20 protein-coding genes and 1 pseudogene are annotated in these 21162 nt (G+C 71.8%); 6 read left to right on the top strand and 15 right to left on the bottom strand.

Translation table 11 applies throughout. The features are described from left to right. Positions 1-38 precede the first annotated feature (38 nt). Both AQI95_RS38550 and AQI95_RS38545 read right to left on the bottom strand, forming a co-directional pair. Complete coding sequence (locus tag AQI95_RS38550) at positions 39-695, bottom strand: response regulator (protein WP_244188980.1); 657 nt, start codon at positions 693-695, stop codon at positions 39-41. Further along, complete coding sequence (locus AQI95_RS38545) at positions 692-1906, bottom strand: sensor histidine kinase (protein WP_244188979.1); 1215 nt, start codon at positions 1904-1906, stop codon at positions 692-694. Before AQI95_RS38545 ends, AQI95_RS38550 begins: the two co-directional genes overlap by 4 nt. Before the next feature lie 178 nt (positions 1907-2084). Here AQI95_RS38545 and AQI95_RS38540 point away from each other — a divergent pair, with 178 nt between their 5' ends. The 4 genes from AQI95_RS38540 (at position 2085) to AQI95_RS38525 (ending at position 5295) form a co-directional block, all read left to right on the top strand. Then, positions 2085-2357 (top strand): YceI family protein, encoded by a 273-nt coding sequence (locus AQI95_RS38540; protein ID WP_067135199.1) that lies wholly within the window; start codon positions 2085-2087, stop codon positions 2355-2357. Positions 2358-2390: 33 nt separating this feature from the next. Further along, positions 2391-3320, top strand: a complete 930-nt coding sequence (locus AQI95_RS38535; RefSeq protein ID WP_067135197.1) for an ABC transporter ATP-binding protein — start codon at positions 2391-2393, stop codon at positions 3318-3320. 2 nt (positions 3321-3322) lie between these two features. Further along, positions 3323-4135, top strand: a complete 813-nt coding sequence (locus AQI95_RS38530; RefSeq protein WP_079071807.1) for an ABC transporter permease — start codon at positions 3323-3325, stop codon at positions 4133-4135. A gap of 191 nt (positions 4136-4326) precedes the next feature. Then, complete coding sequence (locus AQI95_RS38525) at positions 4327-5295, top strand: PLP-dependent cysteine synthase family protein (protein ID WP_067135195.1); 969 nt, start codon at positions 4327-4329, stop codon at positions 5293-5295. A 113-nt stretch (positions 5296-5408) separates the two neighbouring features. Here AQI95_RS38525 and AQI95_RS38520 read toward each other — a convergent pair whose 3' ends face one another. The 12 genes from AQI95_RS38520 to AQI95_RS38465 form a co-directional block, all read right to left on the bottom strand. After that, a complete protein-coding gene (locus tag AQI95_RS38520) occupies positions 5409-5876 on the bottom strand; it encodes a DUF6294 family protein (RefSeq protein ID WP_067135193.1) in 468 nt (155 codons plus the stop codon). Next, entirely contained in the window at positions 5873-6208 is a 336-nt protein-coding gene (locus AQI95_RS38515) for a hypothetical protein (RefSeq protein ID WP_159056657.1), read from the bottom strand. The genes AQI95_RS38520 and AQI95_RS38515 overlap by 4 nt, the downstream gene beginning before the upstream one ends. 56 nt (positions 6209-6264) lie before the next feature. Further along, on the bottom strand, positions 6265-6609 hold the full coding sequence (locus AQI95_RS38510; RefSeq protein ID WP_159056656.1) for a hypothetical protein: 345 nt from the start codon (positions 6607-6609) through the stop codon (positions 6265-6267). Positions 6610-6688: 79 nt separating this feature from the next. Then, a complete protein-coding gene (locus tag AQI95_RS49960; protein ID WP_067135187.1) occupies positions 6689-7372 on the bottom strand; it encodes a LysM peptidoglycan-binding domain-containing protein in 684 nt (227 codons plus the stop codon). Between the two features lie 532 nt (positions 7373-7904). After that, positions 7905-9161 carry a cation:proton antiporter gene (locus AQI95_RS38500; RefSeq protein WP_067135185.1) on the bottom strand — a complete coding sequence of 419 codons (1257 nt, stop codon included), beginning with the start codon at positions 9159-9161 and terminating at the stop codon, positions 7905-7907. Beyond that, a complete protein-coding gene (locus AQI95_RS38495) occupies positions 9158-10591 on the bottom strand; it encodes a cytochrome P450 (protein ID WP_067135183.1) in 1434 nt (477 codons plus the stop codon). The genes AQI95_RS38500 and AQI95_RS38495 overlap by 4 nt, the downstream gene beginning before the upstream one ends. Further along, a complete protein-coding gene (locus tag AQI95_RS38490) occupies positions 10588-11691 on the bottom strand; it encodes an alpha-hydroxy acid oxidase (protein WP_067135181.1) in 1104 nt (367 codons plus the stop codon). The genes AQI95_RS38495 and AQI95_RS38490 overlap by 4 nt, the downstream gene beginning before the upstream one ends. A 10-nt stretch (positions 11692-11701) precedes the next feature. Continuing rightward, positions 11702-13282 (bottom strand): NAD(P)-binding domain-containing protein, encoded by a 1581-nt coding sequence (locus tag AQI95_RS38485; RefSeq protein ID WP_067135179.1) that lies wholly within the window; start codon positions 13280-13282, stop codon positions 11702-11704. 138 nt (positions 13283-13420) lie between these two features. After that, positions 13421-14272, bottom strand: a complete 852-nt coding sequence (locus AQI95_RS38480) for a right-handed parallel beta-helix repeat-containing protein (protein WP_067135177.1) — start codon at positions 14270-14272, stop codon at positions 13421-13423. Between the two features lie 96 nt (positions 14273-14368). Beyond that, positions 14369-15148, bottom strand: coding sequence for an FHA domain-containing protein (locus AQI95_RS47590; RefSeq protein WP_067135231.1), 780 nt, complete (start codon positions 15146-15148; stop codon positions 14369-14371). Positions 15149-15828: 680 nt separating this feature from the next. After that, on the bottom strand, positions 15829-17181 hold the full coding sequence (locus tag AQI95_RS46790; protein WP_159056655.1) for a serine/threonine-protein kinase: 1353 nt from the start codon (positions 17179-17181) through the stop codon (positions 15829-15831). A gap of 234 nt (positions 17182-17415) precedes the next feature. Next, complete coding sequence (locus AQI95_RS38465) at positions 17416-17907, bottom strand: peptidylprolyl isomerase (protein WP_067135175.1); 492 nt, start codon at positions 17905-17907, stop codon at positions 17416-17418. A 395-nt stretch (positions 17908-18302) separates the two neighbouring features. Between AQI95_RS38465 and AQI95_RS45575 the strand changes: the two are divergent. Further along, a pseudogene (locus tag AQI95_RS45575) lies at positions 18303-18634 on the top strand (GntT/GntP/DsdX family permease); the annotation flags it as partial. A gap of 93 nt (positions 18635-18727) precedes the next feature. Beyond that, positions 18728-19972: an LmeA family phospholipid-binding protein gene (locus AQI95_RS38455; RefSeq protein ID WP_067135171.1), complete on the top strand. Its 1245-nt coding sequence runs from the start codon at positions 18728-18730 to the stop codon at positions 19970-19972. A gap of 118 nt (positions 19973-20090) precedes the next feature. Here the strand turns inward: AQI95_RS38455 and AQI95_RS38450 are convergent, their stop codons facing one another. Then, positions 20091-21134, bottom strand: a complete 1044-nt coding sequence (locus AQI95_RS38450) for an asparaginase (RefSeq protein WP_341849497.1) — start codon at positions 21132-21134, stop codon at positions 20091-20093. Between the last annotated feature and the right edge of the window lie 28 nt (positions 21135-21162).

The following is a 21162-nucleotide window of genomic DNA, read 5'->3' as shown; positions in this document are numbered from 1 at the left end:
GGCGCACAGAGGAGGGTTCCGGCGGCCCGATCCACGGCCTAGGCGCCGGTGATCCCCGCGTCATGGGCGAGCAGGCCCGCCTGGGTGCGGTTGACGCAGCCCAGCTTGTCCAGCGTCCGCGAGACATAGCCCTTGATCGTGGCCTCGGAGAGGTACAGCCGCGCCGCGATCTGCGCGTTCGACAGGCCCTCGCCGAGGCCGGCCAGCACCTGGGCCTCGCGCTCGGTCAGCGAGGCGACCAGTTCACGGGCCCGGTCGCGGGCCGAGAGGCTGTCCGTCGACGCGGCCACGAGCCGGCGGGCGGCGGAGGGCGACAGGACGGTGTGGCCCTGGGCGGCGGCCCGGACCAGACCGATCAGCTCCTCCGGCGGGGTGGACTTCACCAGGAAGCCGGTCGCCCCGGCCCGCAGCGCGCGCAACACGTACTGGTCGGCGTCGAACGTGGTCAGCACCACGATGTGCGGCGGATCGGCCAGCTCATTGATGCGCTCGATGGCGGTCAGCCCGTCCATGCCCGGCATACGCAGGTCCATCAGGATCACGTCCGGGCGACTGCGCCGGACCGCCTCGACGCCGGCCGCGCCGTCGTGCGCCTCGTCGACGACCTCGATGTCCGGCGCCGAGCCGAGAATGGTGCGCAGGAACCCGCACACCATGGGCTCGTCGTCCACCACCACGACCCGGGCCACGCTCACACCGCAGCTTCGGAGGTCGGGACGAACGCGGGCAGCGTCGCCTCGACGCTGAACCCGCCGTCGGAACAGGGGCCGGCATGCAGCGTGCCGTGCACGAGCTCGATGCGCTGCCGAAGATGCGCGATTCCCAGACCGGAACCGGTGCCCGCGAGGGCGCTGCGCGGTCCGCCGGTCGGTGGCGTGTTGCGGACCGTGAGCCGTACCTGTGCGTTGTCGTACTCGACGCGCACGATCACGCGGGCGCCGGGTGCGTGCTTGCGCACGTTGGTCAGCGCCTCGCGCAGCACGCGGTAGGCGGTGCGACCGACCACCGGTGAGGCCAGCGCCGGGTCGCCCACCTCGGTCAGCTCGGTCGGTGTCCCCACCGCCACCGACTCGGCGACCAGATCGGCGAAGCCCGCGACCGAGGGGGTCCGGTCGCCCTGCGGCGCGGTGCGCAGAATGCCGACCAGGTCCCGCAGTTCCTCCAGCGCCTGGCAGCCCGCGGCGCGCAGTTCCTCCGCCGCGCGCCGGGTCGCCTCGTCCGCCGACGTCACCTTCAGGGCCCCGGCCTGCAGCACCATCAGGCTCACTCGGTGGGTGACCACGTCGTGCATCTCACCGGCGAGCCGGGCGCGTTCTTCGGCGCGGGCTCGCTCGGCCAGCAGATGACGCTCCCGTTCGGCGCGCTCGGCGCGTTCGACCAGTGCCTGCATCAGTTTGCGGCGGGTGTCGAAGTACAGCGCCAGCAGCGGCCCGACCGCCGTACGCAGCAGCCCGACCGTCATGTTCGTGAGGGACGGCGCCCAGGGCCGCATGACGACGAGAGTGAAGGCGGCGAGCGCGAGGTACGCCGTCCGGCGGTCGCGCTGGTAGAAGAGCGGGCCGTAGGCGGCCAGCGTGGTGGCGAGGGGGGCCCATACGTTTCCCCGGTGAGCCGGCGTCAGCACTCCTGCCGGTGAGATCAGCAGCGTCACCGCGAGCGTGAACACGCCGAGCACGCCGACGACGGCCAGCGGGGCGGTGCGGCGGACGGCGACCGAGGCGCAGGCGAGCGCCTGCGCGCCCAGCATCACCCAGGCGAGCGGGCCCGGGTGTTCGGGCCACCAGGCGGCACCGACCAGGGTCAGACCGGTGTCGAGCAGCACGAAGCCGGCCGCGAGCATCACGTCCACGGCGAACCCGTGACGGCGGTGCCACGGGCCGTCGCACACCCCCCGGTCAACGGTCATGGCGCTTACCGTAGGGCATCGCCCACCGGTCCGGTTCCGGTCGGCGGCAGCGGAACACTTCCTCCGCGGGCGGACCCTACGAAAGTCGTACGCGGGCCGTCGCGAGCAGTCCTTCGTCGGGTGAGGTACCGACCGCCGACCCTGCCGCGCGGGACGCCCCCCGCCGTGGAATGGGGGCATGGATACGACAGGCGACACCGCCACGACGACTCCCCGGCTCGGTCGCCACACGATCGACGCGAACCGCTCCTCCGTCTCCTTCGTACGGTCGGCGACGTTCCTGGACGCGGACCGGTACCGGCTGATCACGTTCGTCTCCGGGCAGGTGGACGCCACCGCGGTCCGTGCCACCACGCGGGTCGACCGTACCGAGTTCGGGGTGACGGCGGCCCGTGGAACGGCCGGGCGCCGGCTCGGCCTGACGTTGGAGATCCGGTGCGTCCGCGTCTGACACCGGGGGCGCACCGGACGGCGGGAGGCGGCGATGGCTGACGCGGTCGTGGTGGAGGGCCTGCACAAGCGGTACGGCACGGTGTGGGCGGTGCGCGGGGTGAGCTTCGCCGTCGAGCACGGGGAGATCTTCGCGCTGCTCGGCCCCAACGGGGCCGGCAAGACCACCACCATGGAGATCCTGGAGGGGTTTCGGGGCCGTGACCTGGGACGGGTCGACGTGCTCGGTCTGGACCCGGGTGAGAGGGCCACCGAACGCCTCCTGCGTGAGCGCATCGGGCTGGTGCTGCAGGACATCGCGGTCGAGCCCTGGCTCACCGTCCGGGAGACGGTCGCCCGCGACGCGGGCTGCTACTCCGCGCCGCGCGACGTCGACGAGGTGATCGACCTGGTCGGCCTCGCCGGGCTGGAGAGGAAGAAGGTCCGTGCGCTCTCCGGCGGCCAGAAGCGCCGCCTGGACCTCGCGCTCGGCCTGATCGGCGATCCCGGCCTCCTCTTCCTCGACGAACCGACGACGGGCTTCGATCCGCACGCGCGCCGGGGCGCCTGGCAGTTGATACGGGATCTGCGCGAGGCGGGAATCACCATCGTGCTCACCACCCACTCCATGGACGAGGCCCAGGAGCTGGCCGACCGCGTGGCGGTGATCGCCGACGGGCGGATCGTGGCCGAGGGCAGCCCCGCGGCCCTGGGCGGACGCGACACCGCGCGGGCCCGCATCCGCTTCGCGCTGCCGCCCCCGACCACGGTCGCCGACCTGCCGGTCCCCGCCACGCCCGGCGCGGACGGCCTGGTCACCGTCGAGTCGGCGGAGCTGACCCGCACACTGCACCGGCTCACCGTCTGGGCGCTGCGGCGCGACACCGTGCTCGCCGGGCTGACGGTCGACCGGCCGAGCCTGGAGGACGTCTATCTGCGTCTGACCGACCAGGACCATAGCGCGCCGCGAAGGAGCGCACCGTGAGCATCACCGCTCACCGCGCCGCGACCGGTCGGACACCCGGCCCAGGCCGTGGCCCGCGCCTCGGTCTGCTGTGGCACCAGATCCGTTATGAGCAGTTGTCCTTCTGGCGCAATCCGCAGAGCGCGCTCTTCACGTTCGCCTTCCCGGTCGTGGTCATGGCAATCTTCGGCGCGCTGTTCGGCGGCATCGGGAAGAGCGCGTTCTACTACGGGCGATCCGCGCTCCAGTACTACGTCTCCACGATCGCCGCGGTGTCCGTACTGGGCTCCTGCTACAGCCAGTTGGCGATCGTGCTCGCGACGCGGCGGCAGAACGGGATCCTGAAGCGGGTCCGGGCCACCCCGCTGTCCGCCTTCGCGTACTTCGTGGGTCTGCTGGCGCACTGCGTCCTCGTCGGTGTCGTCGACGTCCTGCTCATCACCGCCGTCGGCAGGATCTACGGCGTCTCGCTGCCCGCCGCCTCGCAGTGGCCCTCGCTCGCGGTGACTCTGGTGCTCGGCGGGGCCGCCTTCTGTGCCCTCGGCGTCGCGGTGGCCTCGTCGGTCCACAACGCGGAGGCGGCGCCGCCGGTCGTACAACTCGTGCTGTTCCCGCTCGTGTTCGTCTCGGGCACCTACATGCCGATCCACTCCGCCGTGCTGAACGGCATCGCCGGTGCGCTTCCGGTGAAGCCGTTCAACGACGCCCTGCTCCGCGCCTTCACCACGGACCAGGGGGGACTGCCCTGGCGTGACTACGGCGTCCTGCTGCTGTGGGGGATCGCCGGTACGGCGGTGGCCGTACGACGGTTCCGCTGGGCTCCGCGCACGCGGTGAACGACCCCGTCCCGCGCCCTGGCACTGCTGCGCCGACCGCCCGAGCCATGTGGACGGCTCCGCGTCGGGCCGGGTGGACCGGGGCGGACGGGCGGGAGAGCATGCGGGTCCGTGCGCGGTTGCCCGAGATCGGTCCCGGGCCTCGCCGCGCCGTCTCACCGCCGTCACCAACGGATCGACAAGGAACGCCGATGAACGATGTCCTGCCCTCCGTCGTGGAAGCCATCGGGGCGACCCCGCTCGTGCGGCTCGACCGGATCACGAGCGGGCTGGAGGGGACCGTCCTGGCCAAGCTCGACTTTCTGAACCCGGGCGGGTCCAAGAAGGACCGCGCCGCGAAAGGGATCATCGAAGAGGCCGAACGCCGCGGACTGCTCGGTCCCGGACAACCCGTCGTCGAGCTGACCAGCGGCAACATGGGCACCGGACTGGCCATCGTGTGCGCCGTCAAGGGCCACCCGTTCATCGCGGTGATGTCGCGGGGCAACTCGCCCGAACGCGCCCGCATGATGGCCGCGCTCGGCGCCGAGGTGGTCCTCGTGGACCAGCTGCCGCACTCCGTCCCCGGGCAGGTCTCCGGGGCGGACCTGGACCTCGCCGACGCCAGGGCCGAGGAGATCGCCGTCGCGCGCGGCGCGTTCCGCGCCGACCAGTTCCACCGGGACGGCAACTGGCTCGCCCACTATCACGGGACCGGTCAGGAACTGTGGCGGCAGACGGCGGGCGCCCTCGACGGCTTCGTCGACTTCGTCGGCTCCGGCGGCACGTACGCGGGCGTGACCAAGGCCCTCAAGGAACACCGTCCGGCCGTCCGCTGCTACGTCGTCGAACCGGCCGGCGCCGCGATCGTGGCCGGTCTTCCCGTCACCCGCCCCGAGCACCCGATCCAGGGAGGCGGCTACGCCATGGGCGACCTGGACTTCCTGCGCGGTGTGCCGATCGACGGCTTCGTCCAGGTCACCGGTGACGAGGCACGAACCGCCGCTCGCCGACTCGCCACCCACGAGGGCATCTTCGCGGGCTACTCCTCCGGCGCCAACCTCGCCGCCGCCCTCAAGCTCCTGGACGGCGAGATGCGCGGCAAGACCCTCGCCATCATGGTCTGCGACTCCGGCCTCAAGTACCTCTCCACGGACCTCTGGGCGGACATCGACGCCTGAGACACCGCGCAGAGCGCCCGGCACATGGACCGGCGCCTCCCTGAATCGCGTCAACTCGGCCGAGGTGCGACCTGATTCGGGGGGCGCCGGCTGTCAGTGCGGGGTGGGTGGGCTCAGCAGGAGGCCCACTGGGTCACCTTGGCCGTGGCGTCGTAGACGCTCGGTTCGTAGGTGCCGTTGGCCGTCCAGTCGTGCTTCTTGCTCGCCCACATGGTCGGGCTGTCGTAGGTCGATGTCGTGAACAGGCCCTGGCCCGCGGAGTTCTTCAGCTCGAAGCGCGCATGCCACACGTCGCCGCTGAGGGTGAAGTCCGTCCAGGTCCGCGCGCTGAACGTGAGAGTGCCGTCCGCGTACAACCGCAGGTATCCGCCGGTCTGGTGACAGTCCCCGACCTTCAGATCCCCCCAGCTGAACCACTTGTACGCGACGTCGGCGAGGCCTGGCCGGGCCTCACTGGCCACGCCCGAGCGGACGGCGTTGCTGTCGGTGCCGGCCCACGCCGGCGTGTGGAGGACCAGCACCGCGGCGAGAACGGAGCCGATCGTCGCCACGAGTCGGCCCGCACGGCGAAGAGCGGTCATGACCGGGCTCCCTTCACGGCCTGGGCGGTCGAGCCGAGACGGACACCGAAGGCCTGCACTCCGGTGGGCGCGTCCCAGGTGGCACCGACCCCGACCAGCGCCCAGCCTCCGCCGCACGAGGAGTCTGCGTACAGGAACGCCGTGTCGGTCGTGTCGTTGGAGAACCTCACCGCGCCGCCCACGAGCGGCAGGCAGGTGCCACTTGACGGCTCGTCGACCCGGAAGGGCTGTCCGGCCGCTGTGAAGTACGTGTAGCTGCCGTCGGCCGCTTGGGCGCTGCCGGGCACGGCGACCAGCAGCGCCAACGCGAAGCCGGCCGCCAGGGCAGGCATCCGCACACGGCGAAGTGCCGATGACGAATTCACGATTCCCCTCTCTTCGGCCCCAGTCAGCAACTGCCGCACTGGTACTCCGAGAACCACGGCTGGGAACACACCAGCCCGTCGCAGTCCCGGCACCACTGGCCGCACATCAGCCTGTGGTTCGGAGCGTCGCAGCGTGACGTGCCGCTGCTCTCGCAGACCGGCACCATCACGCGCACCTTCTTGCCGGACTCGACCGCCGCCGCCGAGCGGCGGTCGAGTTCGGCACGGGCCTGTTCACGGGTGTAGCACCGGTGTTGGCCGACCTTGGCCACCGGACCGGCGGCCAGTGCGTCGGCAGCGGTGGTGGCGGGCATCCCGAGGGCGAAGACCAAGACGAAGAGAGCCGGTAGGGCTCTGCGGAGTCTCATCACCCCGCCATGCTGCCCGCCCACCAAATGGGCTACTCTCGTGATAAATAGGTCACATAAGCAGCCCGCCGTGCGGGCGCTAGTCGACCGACGGCAGAGTGAGCCGCTGCCCCGGGTAGATCACGTCCGGGTCGGAGCCGATGACGTTCCGGTTGGCGTCGTACAGCCGCTTCCAGCCGCCGCGGACGGCGGTCTGCCGCGCGACGCCGGACAGGGTGTCGCCGTCGTGCACGGTGTACGACGTGCCGGTGCGGCGGTCGGCGCCCGCGTGAGAGCCGGAGTAGTGGGTGTGGGAGTGAGACTGGGAGCGGGACTGGGACGGGGGGTGGGGCGCGGTGCGGCGTGGGACGGCGGGGTGCACGACGGGCACGCTGCGCCCGCCGCCCCGGGCGAGATGCGCCCGCACCGAGCAGACCGGCCATGCTCCGGGCCCCTGCCGGGCGAGCACCGCTTCCGCCACGTTGATCTGCTCCGCCCGGCTCGCCAGATCGGCCCGCGGGGCGTACGCGGCTCCGCCGTAGGCCTCCCACGTCGGCTGGGTGAACTGCAGCCCGCCGTAGTTGCCGTTGCCGGTGTTGGTGCTCCAGTTGCCGCCACTCTCGCAGCCGGCGACCCGGTCCCAGGTGGTGCCGGATGCCGCGACGCCGGTGCCCGGGGCGAGAAGTGGCAGGACGATGCCGAAGCTGCCGATGGTGAGGGCGGTGCGGAGCGACGGCAGGCGCCGTGGGGACTCGGTGCGGCGGTGCCGCGGTCGTGCGGTCATGGGCCTTCCTCTCCACTGCGGATCCCGCCCACCGGTTGCCCCGGCGGGCTGTAGGCAGTACGGCAGTGCGGCCCGGCCGCTCACAAGGCGTGCGGAGTTCACGGATGGTCATGCGCCGCCCCACGCCACCTCACACATCCCTGACGATCCGTCAGTTCTGCTGGGGTGCGGGCACGCAAGTGGGCAAGGGCGCACGGAAGTTGAGCCCCTGCGTCCGGCGGGGGCACCGCCCGTCGCGGGCGGGCCGCAGGAGCAGCGCTCATCCACGGCCGGTCCGGGAGCGCACCGCCCTGGGACGGCGGCCCGGACGGCACCACCGCGGTGCCCCGCGCCGTACCGGCGGACCGGCAGGCGCACACGGCCGTCGGCCGCGCGATGATCCGCGTCTTGGGCGAGACCGGGTGATGGATTACGGGGTTCCGCCGGAGCGGGTCGCGACCCGGCACCGACGGGATGCGCGTCCCGCAGGACAGGAGGTGGCGGAGGCCCCCGCGGCGCACGTGTCGTACGAGGGCCTCCGCGTCCGATGGTGCTACACCGGGACCGCCTGCGGGGCGGATTCCTTCGTACGGGCGTCGCGCCGGTCCAGCCATTCCAGCACCGGCGAGGTCATCACGGTCGTCACCAGGGCCACGAGCACGAGGGTGGAGAACAGTGCCTGGCTGACGATCCCGGCGGTGAGTCCGATGTTCAGGGCGATCAACTGCATCAGGCCGCGGGCGTTCATCAGCGCGCCGATCCGCACGGCCACCGACCGCGGTTCACCGCGCAGCCGGGCCGCCGCCCAGCAACCGCCGAACTTCCCGGCCACGGCCAGCACGACGGCCACCGCGCCGAACACCGTCACCGAGGGGTCGGCGAACACGTCGAAGCGGGTGTTCAGGCCGGAGTAGGCGAAGAACATCGGGACGAAGACGACCTGTGTCACGGACTGCACGGTCGTCACCAGGCGTTCTGCCGCCGCGGAGCGCGGCATGACCAAACCCACGCAGAACGCGCCGAACACCGCGTACAGATCGATGAGATCGGTGTACCAGGCCGCGCAGAACAGTACGGTCACCGTACCGAGCAGCCGTGCCTCGTCGCTCAGGCGGGCCTGGTCGACGATCCAGGCCAGCAGGGGTCGGGCGGCCGCGAGCAGTGCCGCCAGGAACAGGACGGTGCCGCCGACGGTGGTCAGGACATGGCCCGCGTCGCCGGCGGCCGCGCTCAGCACGCCGGCCAGCAGGACCCACGCCAGGGCGTCGTCGGTGGCCCCGGCAGCGAGCGCCAGCGAGCCGAAGCGGGTGCCCGACAGCCCCCGCTCGGTGATGATCCGCGCCAGCATCGGGAAGGCGGTGATCGCCAGGGCCACGCCGACGAAGGCGGCCGTCACCCACATGGACACCCCGTCGACGAAGAGGGGCACATGCCCGTGGGCGAGCACGGTCAGTCCTACGCCCAGCAGCAGCGGGATCGTCGCCCCGGCCGCCGAGACGGCCGCGGCGGTGCCCGCCAGGGCGCGGTTCGCGTGCGCCCGGAACTCGTATCCGGCGTGGAACATCAAGGCGACCAGGCCGATCTGTCCGGCCACGTACAGCACCGGCTTCAGGTCGGCGGGGAACACCTGGTGCGACAACCCGGGGGCCACCAGCCCGAACAGGGACGGGCCGAGCAGCACACCCGCGATCATCTCTGCGACGACGGGCGGCTGCCCGAGGCGGGATGTCACGGCGACGACCAGACGGCAGGTCAGCAGGATCACGACGACGGCGAGGAAGAAGGCGGGGCCGAGTTCCGTGGGAGTCATGTCCGTGGTCCTCCGCGGTGGCCGCCGACGACGGACGGGGTGGTGCCCCCGGACCGTGTCGCGAAGTGGTTTCGGCACAGTCCCTGGCGGCGGGCGTCCCACACCATGTAGCTGCCCAGCACCAGTTGGGTGAGGCTGCGCGGAAGCGCGGCCCACCGGTCGGCGATCCGCTGCGCCGCGAGCCGCGCCCGCAGCCGCCGGCCGGATCCGCCGGTGGCCGGGCTCCGGTCCGGCACCAGCAGGCACGGGCCTCGGCTGGGCAGGGACCGGGTGTGCTCGACAGCGGACACCGGCCGGAACCGCCGCAGCACTTCCTCGGCCGCGACACGCATGGTCACAACGGCGAAGCCCCGGGCCGGGCAGGGCCGGTTGGCCGCGACTCCGAACGGGATGTACGCCGTCGGCCGGGTGTCGGCCGACAGCCATCGGCCGGGATCGAAGCTGCGGGCGTCGTCCGTGCCCGACCGGTGGTACTCGGGGTAGTTGAACAGCAGTACGGAGCCTGCCGGGACGGGTGGTCCGCCGTCCCTCGGGATGTCGCCGGTGGTGATGCGGTGGGCCACGCCGAACAGGGGAAAGTGGAAGAGCGTCTCGTCGATGACGTGGTCCAGGAAGTCCGGGTCGGTGGCGCCGGAGCGCACACGGTCCTGGACCTCCTGGTGGGTGGCGAGGGCGAGCAGCAGATGGGCCATGGCCTCGGACATCTGCACCACGGCCGTGTTGAAGAAGGTGCCCTGGAGGTAGTACGCCTGCTCCCGGGGGGTGAGCGTGGCGGGCAGCGGCACGGGCGGCGGGTCGTGGGCCAGGCGGTGTTCGAGGTAGGAGGTCAGGCGCAGCCGCCGGTCCATGTGCCGCAGCCGGGTGCACTTCAGGGCACTGACGACGTCGTCGGCGTTGCCCGTGATGAGGTCCCGGACGGGGCGGGGACACGGTTCACGGAAGACGACTTCGTAGTACGTCTCGGCCCACACGGGCATCATCAGGTCCCGCAGTCTGACGTGACGCACGCGCGCGGGGCCGTCGCCCCGCGTCAGCTCGTCCAGGACGTGCCCGGTGCAGCGGGCGACCAGTTCCGTCCACTGCCGGCGGGTCAGCCCGGCGAGGATCTGGCGGGTCGTCCGGGCCACGTCGTCGTAGCGGGGGCCTGGTTCGAGGTGTTCCTGGTGGACTTCCGGGCCCGGGGAGAGCCAGTACCAGAACAGGTCGGACAGGGCGGCGCCGCGGCTTCGGCCGTCGGCGCGGGGATGGCCGTAGACGGTCTTGAACTCCTTCGCGGGAACCTCGTGGCCGGGTGCGGTGACGCCCTCCTGGCCGTTGACCCACGCGAAGATGCGCACCCGCAGGGCGACGACCGAGTCGGGCAGCCAGTACGGCAGGCTCGCGGCGCCGGCGAGGCCGGCCGCCAGCGCCGCCCATCCGGCGGGGCTCACCGGTCCGCTCCGCCGAACAGCGGCCCCGACCACGCCGGGCGGACCAGGTCGGGGGTCAGCTCGTCCAGGGCCGCCGCGCCGCACAGCGCCACGGCGTCCGAGAGTTCTTCGCGCAGCAGCTCCAGCAGTCGCCGTACGCCCTTCTCGCCGCCCTGGGCCAGCGCCCACATCACCGGGCGGCCGACGCCCACCGCTCGGGCGCCGAGGGCGAGCGCCTTGACCGCGTCGGTGCCGCGCCGGATCCCGCCGTCCAGGAGGACGGGGATGCGGCCGGCTACAGCTTCGACGATCGCCGGCAGCGCTTCCAACGTGGCCGGTACGGTGTCGAGTTGGCGGCCTCCGTGGTTGGACACGAGCAGTCCGCCGACGCCGTGCCGTACGGCGAGGCGGGCGTCCTCGGGGTGCAGGACGCCCTTCAGCAGCACGGGGAGCCTCGTGATCGACCTGAGCCAGGTGATGTGCTCCCAGGAGAACTCGGCGGACATCGCGATCTGGCGTACGTGGCCGCTCTCGCCGTCGCGCAGGTCGACCAGGTTCTCGCAGCGCAGCCCGGCGGGCAGATCGTGAAAGGCGTTGCGTCGATTGCGCTCGTTGGCGCCGAGCACCGGCGAGTCGACCGTGACGACCAGGGCCGAGCAGCCCGCGTCCGCGGCCCGGCGTACGAGGGTCTCCGTGATGTCCCGGTCGGGCTGGAGGTAGAGCTGGAACCACAGCGGCGGCGCGGCGCCGTCCTCGGCGGCCGCGCGGGCCGCGTCGGCCACCTCGCCCACGGCGACCGTGGACGCCATGCTCACGATCATGATCGCTCCGGCGGCAGCGGCGGCACGTGCGGTGGCCACCTCGCCCTGCGGGTCGAGGAGTTTGTGGAAGGCGGTCGGGGACAGCAGCAGGGGCATCCGGGCCCGGCCGCCGAACAGGGTGACGTCCAGGCTCCGCACGGGACGCCCGCGGAGCACGCGGGGCACGAGGCGCAGCCGGCGGAAGGCCTCCTCGTTGGCCCGTACGGTGATCTCGTCCCGGGCGCCGCCGGCGATGAAGTCGGTGTGGACGGGGTCGAGGCGGTCGCGGGCGGCGGTTTCGAAGTCGCTCGCACGGAGCATCACGGTCCGCTCACCGCCCCTCGACGGCGGACCGGGCGTTCAGCGCGCGGGCGAAGAAGCCGGTGAGCGGAGCCCGGTGGACCTCGGGGTGATCCCACTGGTTCTCGAGGTTCTCGGCCAGGTGGTGGGTGCCGAGGAGTTCGCCGCCGCGGAAGTGGCGGATCACCGGGTGGAGGTAGGAGGCGTCGAAGGCACTCTCGGCGGAGTTCTGCGCGACGCGCCGTACGGTGATGTCGAACGGATCGACCTTGTCGTGGTCGGGACCGTATTCGAGGGTGATGGTGAAGTAGTCGCCCGCCGCGGTGAGCGGTGACTCGTGGGCGTAGGCGACCGGCACCTCTTCGTGGTAGCGGGCCGGTTCACCGGGCCGGACGACCAGCAGGTCGCCGATCACCGCGAACTGCTGCCACAGCGCCGAGCTGCGGTTGACCCGCTCCACCACCGCGTCCGCGAGGGCGGACGCCTGCGGGTCGAGGTCGCGCCGGGGCCACGGCCGGTCGTGGTGGCGTTCGTCGAGGATGCGGCCCAGCGCGCGCACGGCGTAGCGGAAGCCGTGGATGAAGCCGCTGGTGGACTTCTTGAAGTCGCGCTGCTGCATCAGCGTGCCGGCGAAGTACAGGCCGGGTACGTTGACCGACTCGTACGCCGCGGTGAGCGCGGCGAACCGGTCGTCGATGACGAGTTCGGGCCTGCAGTCGGGGTCGAAGATCGAGGCGTCGAAGCGGAATCCGGTGCAGACGATGACACGGTCGTAGCGCAGCTCCTTCACCACCTCGTCGGCGCGGGAGAAGCTGAAGCGGACCCGGTAGCCTTCGCCGTCCTTCTCGATCGCCAGCGCATGGCCGTCCAACAGGGCGTTCTGCGACTTGAGTTGGTAGGTGTCCAGGAAGTTGTTGTTGACGGCCCGCACATGGCCCACGTAGTGGGTGTTCCAGGCGAGACGGACGGAGTGCGGCCCGGCGACATGGATCACGGCGGCCGTCTCGATGAGGTTGTCGGCCGTCTCCAGCGCGGAGTTGCCCTTGCCGAGGATCAGTACGCGCTGGTCGGTGAACTCGCCCGGGTCCACGGAGACGACGGAGTACTCCTCGGCCGTCTCGATGCCGGGGATGTCCGGGGTGTTGGGCCGGGTCACTCCTGTCGCGACGATCAGGCGCCGGGCGTGGTGCTCGCCGCCGTGCTGGTCGGCCACGGTGAAGACGTCGTCGGCGCCGCGGCTGATCCGCACCGCCCGGGTGTCGTGGGCGATGTCGAGCTTGAACCGCTCCGCGAAGTCGGCGAGATAGCGCACGAATTCGTCGGCGGGCGGGAAGTAGCGCTTGCTGTAGCGCCGGAACAGCAGCTCGGGATCCGAGGACAACAGGGAGTTCCAGTCCATCCGCAGGTTCAGCTCCGGATCGGACGTGCCGTTGTGCACCTTGTTGGTCGATATGAGTGTGCGGTGCCGGGGGAACGTACGGAAGAAGGTGCCGGGGGCGGAGCCGGCTTCCAGAATCCGATAGGTGTGCCCCGCCGTCTGGAGCTGGTGGCCGAGCTGGAGCCCGGCGGGGCCGGCGCCGATGACCAGGTGATCGAGGGGTTCGTTGTGCACAGTGCCCGCCTTACGTGAGGTGGGGTGGAGAGGCAGTGAGCATGAGACGCGTGGGGATGTGCACACCACACGTCATATTTGAAACCTCAACAAGCACACTAGTCACGTATGTTGATCGCGCACAACGGCGAGAACTGGTCAGGTGCGCCGCCAGGGGGCGCCGCCGGGTTTCGGGCCGCGGTAGCCGGGGCGGGAGGAGGCGTCGATGCCGACCTCGTAACGGACACGGGAGTTGGTCCGGTTGCCGCAGACGTGGGCCCCCGTGGAATGGATGGCGAGGCCGACGGCGTGGTCGGTCGGGGCGGCGAAGGTGTTGCCGACGATGGTGACGTGCTGCACGTCCTCGAACATCAGCGCCTGGGACGCCTTCCGGGTCTCGCAGTAGTTGTCACGGACGAGGAAGTCGGACGTGTGGCCGTGCCCGTCGCCCTCCCCGTCGTCGGGCCCCTCGGCCATCACACACATGTTGTCGACGTGCTCGCAGCGGTTGCCCTCGATCAGCACATGCCGGCTCGGCGGGGTGTCGCTCGCGAAGGTCTGCATGCAGTCGGCGTGGCCGTACCGGTTGGAGGTCCCGCGAACGGTGTTGCGCTGGATCTTCAGGTCGTCGCCGAAGAAGCGCATCCCGTCACCGTCGCCACCGTGCGGGCTGGTGACCGTGTTGCGCCGTACGGTGATGTCGCGGCCGGTGATCTCGATGCCGGGCGCCTCGGGCCGGGTGACCCGGTAGTCCTCCACGATCACGTGGTTCGCCTCGACGGTGATGCCGGCGACGGTACGTCCGTGACCGTCGTACACAGCCGGGTGTGCGGCGGTGCCGCCGTGGGTGACGACGAGCCGCGGGTGCGCCGCGGTGCCGCCGTGGATGGCGCGGGGATGCGGATGCGCGGCGGCCGATGCGGGGGGCGGATTCCACGCGGCCGCGCCGATGACCGCGGTGGCGGCGAGCAGGGCGGCGGTCCGCAGGGCGCGTCGTGATGAGGCCGGCATGGCGGTGAGCGTAGGCAGGGCCGGCGGGAGGGGTCCCGGGCCTGCCGGGTCCGCGTCGGCGTGCGCCGGGGGCGTCAGGGCACGTGCGCCGGGGCGTCAGGGCGCCTCGACGAGCGCCAGGTCCATCGGGACGAGCGTCGTGGAGGCGAGCAGGGCGCGCAGCAGATGGTCGTTGAGGGCGTTGCCGACCGGTTCGCCGACCTCCTCGCGGGTCAGGTACGGCACTCCGTCGTGGGACAGCCGGGCGCGCACGGCGTTGACGATGTGTTCGACGCGTTTGTCCGTCCAGCCGGCCGAAGGCTGCAGTTCATCGAGCTGGGCGGCCGTCTGCCGCCGGGTCAGCGGCTGCGGCCTCGGTTCGTGCAGCAGATAGCGCCGCCCGAGCACGACGAGGGCCAGCTTCTCCGGCGCGGTCAGTACCCACACCCTCGGCGGGCGGGTGACGTCGGCGTGCCGGGCGCGAGGACGCTCGTCGGCGGCGCCGGAGACGAAGACTTCGAGCAGGTGCTCGCGTCCCTGCGAGCCCTGGACGAACAGTGGGGTGTAGCCGGTGGTCAGGGGGAGGGGTTCCTCGCCACGGAACAGCAGGCGGCCCTCGGTGCAGCGGATCGGCAGCCGGCCGCTGGTGCTCAGCCACCACCGGCCGCCCCGATGGGCGAGCGTGCCCTGGTGGCGGCTGACGCGTGGATCGTCCTCGCCCAGGCAGACATGGACCTCGGGCCTGTTGCGGCCGAACAGGACCTCGCGCCCCTCCCCCGGACGCAGCGTGATACCCCCGGTGAGCGCGAGGGCGAAGACCGTGCCGGGCACGGGTGCGCTCACACCGCGCGCCAGGCTGCCGTGGGTGGCGGGGAGGACTACGGGTTCCTGTGTCATGTGCGTGTGCGCGTTCCGGGGCAGGTCCATGGTCTTTCGGGCAGGGCTACTGGCTTTCGGGCAGGGCTATTTTCCGGGCAGACTCTTCGCGATGCTCTGTACGGCGGCTCCCGCGAGCGCCGTGGCGCGTGCGCACACCTCCGCGTTCCGCTCCCCCTGTTCCTGCAAGGTCAGCCGGAACAGCTCGATGGTCCGGTCGCCGACGGAGTCCGTGAACGTGCGGTGCGGTGTGTAGACCACGCAGCTGTCGTCCCCTTCCTCCCTGGGAGAGACATAGCTGGCCGTTCCGGCGACCTTCGCCGGCCGGCCGTTGTCCGACAGGTCGTTGTCCTGTGTGAACTGCAGCTGTACGTAGGAGCGTTGGCCGTCAGGGCTCGCCCAGTCGCAGGTCCAGTGCGCGAAACCGCGCTCCGCCGGCCGCGACCGAAGGCCGGGCACCTGGGTGAGCGCGGCCGGATCCAGCAGCGCGCAGGCGTTCAGCCGGGCCAGGGAGTCGGCGGGCCACGCCGCCGAGCGGCGGGGCACCGGGCCCTGGTCCAGCACCGCGACCGTGTGGTCGACGGCGGCGTCCGACAGGGCGCACGGGTCGGGCGCGCCGGCACCCTCCCGCTTGCCGTTGACCACGATTTGCTGACGGTCCGAGGTCGTGATGAAGCGCAGGCATTCGTCGCCGTCCCGTTTCAGCGACGCGACCTCGACATTGCCGACCCTTCTGAGGGCCACACCGCTGTCGAACTGCTCCAGGTCGTTGCTGAAGTCCACCTCGGCGTCGGCGATCTCGCCCCCTGCGGAGCTGAGCACCAGTACGTCGCAGCGATCCAACGCCCGTAGGTGGGGACGAGTTCGGTGTGGCCGAAACGGCTCAGCACGGCGGCGTCCATCACCTTGCAGGGGTCCGCGCCCCGGGCCTCGCCCATGGCACCGGCCCCCGTGTGCACGGCGGGCGGGGGTTTGGCGTCCGAGCGGGGCGTGGTGCGGCCCTTGTGCCCGGACAGCCAAGGGCCGAAGAGGGCGAGCCCGACCGCGATCACGACCACGGCCAGGGCCGAGGCCGCGATCGTCCCTGCCCGGCGACGGCCGCGCAGCCTTCGCGGCAGCCACAGGGTGAGCGACGGCAGGGCCTGCGTTCGGCGGAAGCGCAGCGTCTGTTCCGTACTCCCCCGCGCGCCCTCGTCCAGGTGCTCCTGGACGTGTTCCCGGATGTGCGCGGGCGGCGGTGCGGCGCGGGTGAGAAGGGTGCGCGCCCCGGCGGCGTCCGGGCGCTTCCCGGGCTCCACCTCGAGGAGTGCGGTGAGCGGTTCGGTGAGCGGGCCCGCCTCCCGCGGGGCGTCCACATGACCTTCGAGTGCCCTGGCCAGATAGCCCATCACATGCTCGAACTGCCCGTACGGCGAGCGGCCCTCGATCGCCGCGAACAGGGTGGCGCCGAGCGAGAACACATCGGCCTTCGCATCCGGCGTCCTGCCCTTGGCCACCTCGGGCGCGAGATAGCGGGGCTTGCCGCGGACCGTGCCCGTGGTCGTGTGCGTACCGGTCTGGGTGACCTCGCTCCACAGCGCCCGCGCGATCCCGAAGTCCGTCAGCCGGGCCACGCCGTCCTCGGTGATCAGGATGTTCTCCGGCGTCACATCGCCGTGCACCACGCCCTCGCCGTGGGACTTCGCCAGCGCCGCCGCGATCTGGCCGCCGATCGAGCCGGCCTCCTGAGGGGAGAGGGGGCCGCGCTCGGCCACCCGCTGGGCCAGGCTGCGCGAGGGGACGTACTCCATGACGATCCAGCAGGCGCCGCCGTCGCTGACGTAGTCGAACACGGCAACGATGTTGGGGTGGTGCAGCCGCGCCGCGCAGCGCGCCTCCGTCATCAGCCGCTTGGCGGCCCTGGCGTCGTCCGGGCGGGCGCACTTCACCGCGACGCGCCGGTCCAGCAGTTCGTCCCGGGCCTGCCAGACGACACCCATCCCGCCCCGCCCGACGGGCTCCGTCAGCCGATACCGGCCCCCGACCCTGTAACCGGCCTCCGGTGTCACCGGCACCGCCCCACTCCCTGCCCACACCGACACGCCTGGTCCCGCACAGGTGACAGAGTGTACTCAGCGGCGATCAGCGCCAGGAGCCGTCCGAGCGACCGTCACAGGATCCCCGCAGGAGGCGTTCACGCCCTCGGCGCCGTCGAATCCCCTCACCCGGTCAGGCGTTCGGGGCGAGCCCGGCAACACGCGGCCGGGGCCCGGGATGCCGGGGCCCCGGCCGGTGTTCGCCTCCTGGTCTCAGACCAGCTGCGCGGACACGATCGTCACCGGTTCCTTCGGGACATCGCCGTGCCCGGCCCGGGTCGTGGTGGACACGCCCTCGATCGCGTCCACCACGTCGTTGCCCGCCACGACCTTCCCGAACACCGCGTAGCCCCAGCCGTCCTGGCCCGGGTGGTTGAGGAAGTCGTTGCCGTTGGTGTTGATGAAGAACTGCGCGCTGGCCGAATGCGGATCCGACGTCCGCGCCATCGCCACCGTGTACTTGTCGTTGCGCAGGCCGTTGTCGGCTTCGTTCTCCACCCGTCGCGGCGCCGGCTTCTGCTTCATGTCCGCGGTCAGGCCGCCGGCCTGAACCATGAAGCCGGAGATCACCCGGTGGAAGATGGTGCCGTCGTAGTGGCCGTCCTTGACGTACTCGACGAAGTTCGCCACGGTCTTCGGCGCCTTCGAGTCGTCGAGCTCCAGGGTGATGTCCCCGGCGGAGGTGTTCAGCAACACTGTGATCATTCCGCCATGCTAGGTCTCCGGTTCGAGGAACCCCGGGAACCGGCGCCACCCCCGCCGAAAGTGTCCGCAGGCCCGACCGACCCGGGCGAATGCCGCGTACGCGCAGGCACGAGTGATCCACGCCGAGTGTCCGGCCGCACACGCTGCGCATGAATCCCTCCGACTCGCCCGGGTCAATATGACCTGGACCACACAGCTGCGGGTCTTCCGTCACGGCCGATGGAAGCGTAGGTTCCGGTTACCCCGCGAGAGCGCCTTCGCAGGCGCCGGTCCGCCAGTCCCGGGGCGGCGGACCAGCGGGGGCCAAAACTGCACACACCATCCGGCCGGGCCCCTGCCCGGCAGACCCTCGTCGACAGGGCTCGCGATCTCCCGCGCACCTGACCCTGCCGACGCCCATCGCCCTGCTGCTCACGCTCGCCGTCGCGATCTGGGCGTTCAGCCCGCGGATCGGCCGCAGCCTCGACGAGGTGAGCGCCTCCTGCCGGTCGGCCGCCCGGGCGATGGCGATGATCCTGCTCGTGATCGGCGCGGGCGGCGGGTTCAAGCGGGTCCTCGTGGACGGCGGGATCTCGGACCACATCGAGCACGCCACCGACGGCTGGTCCCTGTCGCCGTGGTCATCGACGCGATCAAGGCGCGCACCACCTATTCGACCGCGCTCGCACTCCTCTGCCTCGGCGGCGTCCTCGCCATGGAGTCGATTCTGGACGCCCTGAGTGTGTGACCGGCCGGCCTTCGCCTCACCAAGTGACCTATTTCGCCTCTTACTTCAGGTAGGACTTGCAGACCGGGGAGGGCTATGTGATGAAATCTGCCGATGCGTACCCCCCACATACCGACGCATCGAACTACTCAGTCGGACGGACGTCCGAACGATCCGGTTCCACCCAGCCGTAATCCGTACGACGAACTGGCGGCGCTCGCGGACAATCCACTGGACGATTTCCTGACCGAGGACGACGCGACGGCCCGGCAGGACGACGACACCGAAGCGCCCTGGGCGCCGCCCAATCACCGGCGCGGCAGCCGGCGTCGCAACCGCGCCACCGGTCTGCCCACGCTGGTCCGCATGCTCGTGTGGACGCTGACCCTCGTCTGTCTGCTCGTCCTGGCCGACCGCTGGGCGCTGCTCTACGCGGAGCACAAGGCCGCCGAGCGGCTCAAGGACTCCATGCATCTCGCCGCCGCGCCCGAGGTCTCGATCGGCGGCTTCCCCTTCCTCACCCAGCTGGCCGCCCGGCGCCTGGACTCGGTCCGGGTCACCGTGCCCGACATCCCGGCCCAGAGGGTCACCCTCACCCAGGTCACCGCGACCGCCCGCGACATCCGCATCGACGGCGACGGACCCACCACGGTACGAGGCGCACTCGTTCGCCGGATGCACGGTCAGGTCCTGCTGTCCTTCGCCGACATGAACCGCGAACTCGGCGCCTCCCAGGTGGCGTTCACGGCGCAGGGCCCCGGCCGTGTCCGAGCCCATGGCACCCTGCGCATCGCGGGCCGCGACCTGAGCGTACGGGCCGACGCCCGCATCGGGCTGGACGGGGACCGCGGCATCGCCACCTCCGTGGACGGCATACAGCTCGACATCGACGACCTCGCGACGTACCGGCCCGGCACCGGGCCCGCCGAGGGCCTCCACCTGACCAGCGGTTCGGCTCGCCGTCTCAGCCGCGAGGCGGAGCAGCTCAAGGCCCTGCTGACGGTCCCGGCAGTCGTCCACCGCCTGGGTGTTCCCGACAGCGCGGTGAACGCGGCGCTCCACGACGAGGACAAACTCCATCAACTCACCGGCGCACCAAGGTTCCTGCACGAGCTGACCAGGATCAACCTCGTGGACGTGGCCCTCGCCCACCCGAGCCTCCTCAAGCGGCTGGGCCTCGACCCGTCCTTGCTCACCACCCTGACCAAGCTCACCCGCCCCCAGATCGCCGACCGCTTCTCCTTCGCCTTCAAGCTGCCGAAACCTCCCGGAGGCGCACTGCGGCTGCAGGACGTGACCGTGGACAAGGACGGCATCCGCGCCGACGTGGCGGGGACGGGACTGCTGCTGGGCCGCTGAACGCGCCCCTCGTGTCACCCGGCACCACGAGTGCACCCGGCGGCGGCCCTTGCCGACGCCGTCGGGTGCTTCACCACCGCGCGGTTCGCCGTCCGGTGCCCGCGCCGCAACGCTCCGCTCAGCCCCGCGAGGCGAACGCTTCGACGATGTCGGCGCGAGCGGCGCCGGCCGCCAGCAGCAGCCGGAGCAGCACCCGGGCCTTGTACGGGTCGAGGAATCCGCCGTCGATCAGGCCGCGGCGCCGCAGGTCCGTCTCCGAGCCGGGCGCGCTGTAGGTGTGCCGCAGGACCGAGCCGCTCCCGGTGCGCGAGGTCAGCACGACCGGCATGTGCTCGGCCAGGGTCCCGAGCCGGGACGCGAGTGCGCCCGGCACGTGACCGACGCCGAAGCCGGCCACGACCAGGCCCCGGTGTGTCCTGTCCAGCCCCTGGAGCTGTGCGCCGTCGTCGTCCAGCGCGACCACGTGCAGGGCGACGCGGGCGGCCGCGAGCCGCTCCCGGTCCACCTCGGCGGACAGCGGCTCGTGTCGGGGCGGGGCGAGGAGCATCCGGACCCGGCCCTCGACGACATGCCCGAGCGGGCCGGCGCTCGGCGAGGCGAACGCCGCGGTGCTCGTGCTGTGCGTCTTGCGCACCCAACGCGCCGCGTGCACCTCGTCGTTGAAGACGACCAGCGCACCCGCGCCGCGTGCCTCGCGTGCCGTGGCCACGCGCACGGCGGCGAGCACGTTGGCCGGCCCGTCCGCCCCGGCCATGGCCGGCTGCCGCATCGCGCCGGTCAGCGCCAACGGCGCATCGTGCGGCCACACGAGGTCGGCCAGGAAGGCGGTCTCCTCCAGGGTGTCGGTGCCCTGCGTGACGACGACGCCGTCCGCGCCCTCGGTCACGGCCCGTGCGGCGATCTCGACGACGTCGAGGACCTGAGCAAAGGTGAGGCTTCCGCTGGGCACGGCGTGGACGTCCCGCGCCTCCACACCGACCCCCAGGTCCGCGAGGTCCAGTACGGCCGCGGTGATCTCGGCGCCGCTCAGCCGGGCTCCCCGCGAGTCGCCCGGCACCGATATCGTTCCCCCGAGTGCCAGCAGTACGACGCCCAACGCCCGCTCCTCCGCCCGCACTTCGCCGGGCGGAAACCCGCCGGGCACCCTCAACGTACAGGTCACCGTGCGCTCCCGCAGCCAACCGACCGCC

Source organism: Streptomyces yokosukanensis (assembly GCF_001514035.1).
Taxonomy (GTDB): Bacteria; Actinomycetota; Actinomycetes; order Streptomycetales; family Streptomycetaceae; genus Streptomyces; species Streptomyces yokosukanensis.
The sequence above is the reverse complement of the archived record's forward strand: the minus strand, read 5'-3'. Positions and strand labels throughout refer to the sequence as shown.

What these genes read in the sequence shown, in the direction of transcription:
- AQI95_RS38545 (WP_244188979.1), bottom strand. Translation starts at nt 1,906, where the DNA reads ATGACCGTTGACCGGGGGGTGTGCGACGGCCCGTGGCACCGCCGTCAC.
- AQI95_RS38540 (WP_067135199.1), top strand. Translation starts at nt 2,085, where the DNA reads ATGGATACGACAGGCGACACCGCCACGACGACTCCCCGGCTCGGTCGC.
- AQI95_RS38535 (WP_067135197.1), top strand. Translation starts at nt 2,391, where the DNA reads ATGGCTGACGCGGTCGTGGTGGAGGGCCTGCACAAGCGGTACGGCACG.
- AQI95_RS38525 (WP_067135195.1), top strand. Translation starts at nt 4,327, where the DNA reads ATGAACGATGTCCTGCCCTCCGTCGTGGAAGCCATCGGGGCGACCCCG.
- AQI95_RS38520 (WP_067135193.1), bottom strand. Translation starts at nt 5,876, where the DNA reads ATGACCGCTCTTCGCCGTGCGGGCCGACTCGTGGCGACGATCGGCTCC.
- AQI95_RS38515 (WP_159056657.1), bottom strand. Translation starts at nt 6,208, where the DNA reads ATGCCTGCCCTGGCGGCCGGCTTCGCGTTGGCGCTGCTGGTCGCCGTG.
- AQI95_RS38510 (WP_159056656.1), bottom strand. Translation starts at nt 6,609, where the DNA reads ATGAGACTCCGCAGAGCCCTACCGGCTCTCTTCGTCTTGGTCTTCGCC.
- AQI95_RS49960 (WP_067135187.1), bottom strand. Translation starts at nt 7,372, where the DNA reads ATGACCGCACGACCGCGGCACCGCCGCACCGAGTCCCCACGGCGCCTG.
- AQI95_RS38500 (WP_067135185.1), bottom strand. Translation starts at nt 9,161, where the DNA reads ATGACTCCCACGGAACTCGGCCCCGCCTTCTTCCTCGCCGTCGTCGTG.
- AQI95_RS38490 (WP_067135181.1), bottom strand. Translation starts at nt 11,691, where the DNA reads ATGCTCCGTGCGAGCGACTTCGAAACCGCCGCCCGCGACCGCCTCGAC.
- AQI95_RS38480 (WP_067135177.1), bottom strand. Translation starts at nt 14,272, where the DNA reads ATGCCGGCCTCATCACGACGCGCCCTGCGGACCGCCGCCCTGCTCGCC.
- AQI95_RS47590 (WP_067135231.1), bottom strand. Translation starts at nt 15,148, where the DNA reads ATGACACAGGAACCCGTAGTCCTCCCCGCCACCCACGGCAGCCTGGCG.
- AQI95_RS38465 (WP_067135175.1), bottom strand. Translation starts at nt 17,907, where the DNA reads ATGATCACAGTGTTGCTGAACACCTCCGCCGGGGACATCACCCTGGAG.
- AQI95_RS38455 (WP_067135171.1), top strand. Translation starts at nt 18,728, where the DNA reads ATGCGTACCCCCCACATACCGACGCATCGAACTACTCAGTCGGACGGA.